This is a genomic window from Pelagibacterium lentulum, assembly GCF_003992625.1.
GTDB lineage: Bacteria > Pseudomonadota > Alphaproteobacteria > Rhizobiales > Devosiaceae > Pelagibacterium > Pelagibacterium lentulum.
On the sequence record NZ_RZMW01000031.1, the window covers coordinates 1 to 3,275 of the forward strand.

At 59.1% G+C, this 3,275-nt stretch carries 6 protein-coding genes; 4 read left to right on the top strand and 2 right to left on the bottom strand.

Annotated features, from left to right (window positions below):
- Both EO133_RS20235 and EO133_RS08740 read left to right on the top strand, forming a co-directional pair.
- Nucleotides 1–217 (top strand): hypothetical protein (locus EO133_RS20235; protein ID WP_206513488.1); only part of this gene is annotated, 217 nt, incomplete at its 5' end.
- Nucleotides 218–270: 53 nt separating this feature from the next.
- Entirely contained in the window at nucleotides 271–468 is a 198-nt protein-coding gene (locus EO133_RS08740; RefSeq protein WP_127071962.1) for a heavy-metal-associated domain-containing protein, read from the top strand.
- 14 nt (nucleotides 469–482) lie between these two features.
- Here EO133_RS08740 and EO133_RS08745 read toward each other — a convergent pair whose 3' ends face one another.
- Entirely contained in the window at nucleotides 483–929 is a 447-nt protein-coding gene (locus EO133_RS08745) for a DUF305 domain-containing protein (RefSeq protein WP_127072269.1), read from the bottom strand.
- 160 nt (nucleotides 930–1,089) lie between these two features.
- Between EO133_RS08745 and EO133_RS08750 the strand changes: the two genes are divergently transcribed.
- Complete coding sequence (locus EO133_RS08750; protein ID WP_127072270.1) at nucleotides 1,090–1,464, top strand: hypothetical protein; 375 nt, start codon at nucleotides 1,090–1,092, stop codon at nucleotides 1,462–1,464.
- 34 nt (nucleotides 1,465–1,498) lie between these two features.
- Complete coding sequence (locus EO133_RS08755; protein ID WP_127072271.1) at nucleotides 1,499–1,990, top strand: DUF305 domain-containing protein; 492 nt, start codon at nucleotides 1,499–1,501, stop codon at nucleotides 1,988–1,990.
- A 94-nt stretch (nucleotides 1,991–2,084) separates the two neighbouring features.
- On the opposite strand, the gene EO133_RS08760 is transcribed toward EO133_RS08755, so the two are convergent.
- On the bottom strand, nucleotides 2,085–3,275 hold a 1,191-nt coding region (locus EO133_RS08760; protein ID WP_127072272.1), incomplete at its 5' end, for a heavy metal translocating P-type ATPase.

The window sequence follows — 3,275 nt, forward strand, 5'->3', positions numbered from 1 at the left end:
ACTCTACGCGCTGCCGCTGGTCTGGTTTGCAGCTGACATGGTCGAAAACGCCATGATCTACATCTTGATAGCAGGCCTCCCCACGCCTCCAGCCGCGCTCGCCGCCGTGCTCGGCCCAGTCACCACATTCAAGCTTGCACTGTTGCCAGCGTCCGTTCTGGTGCCACTTCTGGTTCTTGGCCTCAGCCATCTGCGTTCCGCCCGTGTCAAGGCGTAGCGGGTTTTCCAACGCAGGGCGCGCAGGTCCTGTAGTCCATCGTGGAGAGACACATGCGGTTTCACATCGACACCATGACCTGCGGCGGCTACGCCAAGAGCGTCACCAAAGCCATTCAAGCGGTCGATCCTGACGCCATGGCCGATATCGATCTCGGAGCCAAGTTGGAGCGCGTCACCTCAAGGGCTGATGAGATCGCCATTGCGACCATACTTGATGATGTAGGCTATCCGCCGCGGCGTGCGGCATAGCCATCGCGGGGGGTTCAATGTTCGAGTTCGGCAATGAGGGTCTTCATCTGATCGATCTCGCTCCGTTGCGCCTCAATGATTTCGTCAGCAAGCTCACGGACTCGCGGGTCGGTCAATTCGGCCCTCTCGCTCGTCAGGATGGCAATGGAATGATGTGGGATCATCGCTTTCATCCAGTCGACTTGATCAACACTGGCCTGCGAGCGCACCATATAGAGAGAACCCGCAAATGTGATGGCGGCAGCGGCAAAGATCGCGGCGTTGATGCCCTTGCGGTCGTACATTCCCATCATAAAGACCATCATCACGATGGTCATCGTCGCGCCCATGATCAGCGCCATGTAGGCGCGGGTCTCGCTCCAGTAGACGTGCTCGAAGGCATAGGTGTTAAGATACATAAGGCCATACATCATCACCGTGGATGTCGCGATCATTGCCGCAAAACGAAGATATTTGCTCATTGTCGATCCTTTCTTCCGGCGGGTTTGGTCTGCTGCCTGGCCGTTCGGTCCAATCGATCGCCCCGACGGGTGTGTTCTCGTCCTCGAAACCGCCATACTTTAGGGAATTGTTCGGTTCAATGAGAGTTCCGATCCTGACGCAGGCCAAGGAGGCCGTTAGTTGAAGCTTGCCGGCCGGACAACACAGTTGATGATTGGCGCACTGCTTGCACTGGCCGTCTCTCTGGCTTGGCTTCCGGTTGGCGTGGGCACCCTGGAGCATCATCCCCAAATGCATGGTAGTGGGATCGAGGAGGCACACGGTGCGGCACCTCGCGATTCCGACCTTGGCGAGATGCCCGGAGCTCAATACCCCTGTCAGCCCTGCGGTGCCGATTGCTGCATGATGACACACTGCCATCCCGGCCTGGCGATCGAGCCCTCCGGCATTTTGTTCAGGGCTCAAGGCGACAAGACAACAGACGCCATCGGTGCCGACGCCTTCGGCGGCCCACCAGATGTTGCAGTTCCTCCTCCACGCATCCTCTTGGTCTGATCAAAAATAAACCAAATTCACCAGGAGAATTCCGATGAACTTCGCAAATACAGTCCTCATGGCCGCCCTTGCAGCCACTACTCTCTCCGTCCCCGCTCTCGCGCAGGGGGTCGAATTCCAGTTGCCCGAACAGTGCACATCCTCCACCGGGATGGGCAATATGGATCATTCGTCCATGGGCCATGGCAACATGCACGGCAATCAAGATGGCGGCATGGGCTCGGCGATGATGGGCATGATGGGGATGGACATGAACCTCGAGGCCATGCCCAAGCATGTCCAGGAGAACATGGCCAAAATGATGATCACCATGCCCGCCATGCACGAAGGTATGATGAACGAAGACGCCGATGTGGCCTTCGCGTGCGGTATGATCGCTCATCATCAGGGTGCCATCGACATGGCGCAGGTGTTGCTCGATCATGGCGACGACCCGCAGATGCGGACACTCGCTGAAGAGATCATCGATGCTCAGGTCGCCGAGATCGAGCAGATGACCACCTGGTTAGCCGAAAACGCCAACTAAAAAATACGTGACCGCGCGGTTCGTACCGCGCGGTCATCATTCGCTGTGTTCTTGATCAGCTCTCATGTTTCCAGTCGTTGGAACCCTGAAATGGTTACCGCGCCATATCGAGCCGTCTAAGCAATTGGGCGTTGACTGCAACGATCACCGTGCTTGCCGACATTAGCACCGCGCCTACCGCTGGCGCGAGGACGATGCCGGCCCAATAGAGCACGCCCGCGGCCAGCGGGATGGCAACGATGTTGTATCCGGCGGCCCACCAGAGGTTCTGGATCATCTTGCGGTAGGTCGCGCGGCTCAGAGTTACGATGCGGGCAATATCCCGGGGGTCTGAACGCACAAGCACCACGTCGCCCGCTTCTACGGCCACATCTGTTCCCGCCCCCATGGCGACACCGACATCGGCGGTGACAAGCGCCGGAGCATCATTGACGCCATCGCCCACCATGGCGACGCGCTTGCCCTGGGCCTGCAGCTCTTTGATCTTGTCCGATTTCTGATCGGGCAACACGCCGGAAAAGACTGTTTCGATCCCAAGGTCACGACCCACAGATCGGGCCACGGCCTCGGAGTCACCCGTCAGGATTATGACCTCGATACCCATCGACTGCAGCTTGGCTACGGCCGCCCTGGACTCCGGGCGTACCTGATCGGCGATCGCAAACACGGCCAGGACGAGGTCGCCCTCCAAAAGGTAGATTGCCGCCTGCCCGTTATCACCAATGCGACGGCTCGCATTCTCCATGTTCTGGTCAAGGGTGACTTCGCGTTCGCGCAGCAGGGCCGGTCCTCCGACAGCGAACCGGCGGCCCTCCACAAGCGCTTCGACCCCCTTGCCAGCTGCTGACTGAAAATCAGAGGATGGAGGTAGCCCGATGCCCTTATCCTCGGCGCTTTTGAGCAGTGCCTGCGCGATGGGATGCTCGGAATCGCGTTCTACGGCGGCCGCGAGCGACAATGCCACGTCCGGATCTTGGCCCTGTGCGGCGACGATTTCAACGACCCGATGGGCCCCAAGCGTCAAGGTTCCGGTCTTGTCGAATACGACCGTGTCGAGATTACGCGCCTCTTCAAGGCCGCGCCGGTCACGTATGAGCAAGCCATTTTGAGCACCGAGGGTCGTCGAAATAGCCGTTACCAGTGGAACCGCCAGCCCAAGGGCGTGGGGACAGGCAATGACCAAAACCGTGACCATGCGGGTCACCGTAAAGTCAATCTCGGCACCGAGCAGGGACCATGCGAGCAGGGTTGCTCCACCGGCAACTATGGCGACGATAGTGAGCAG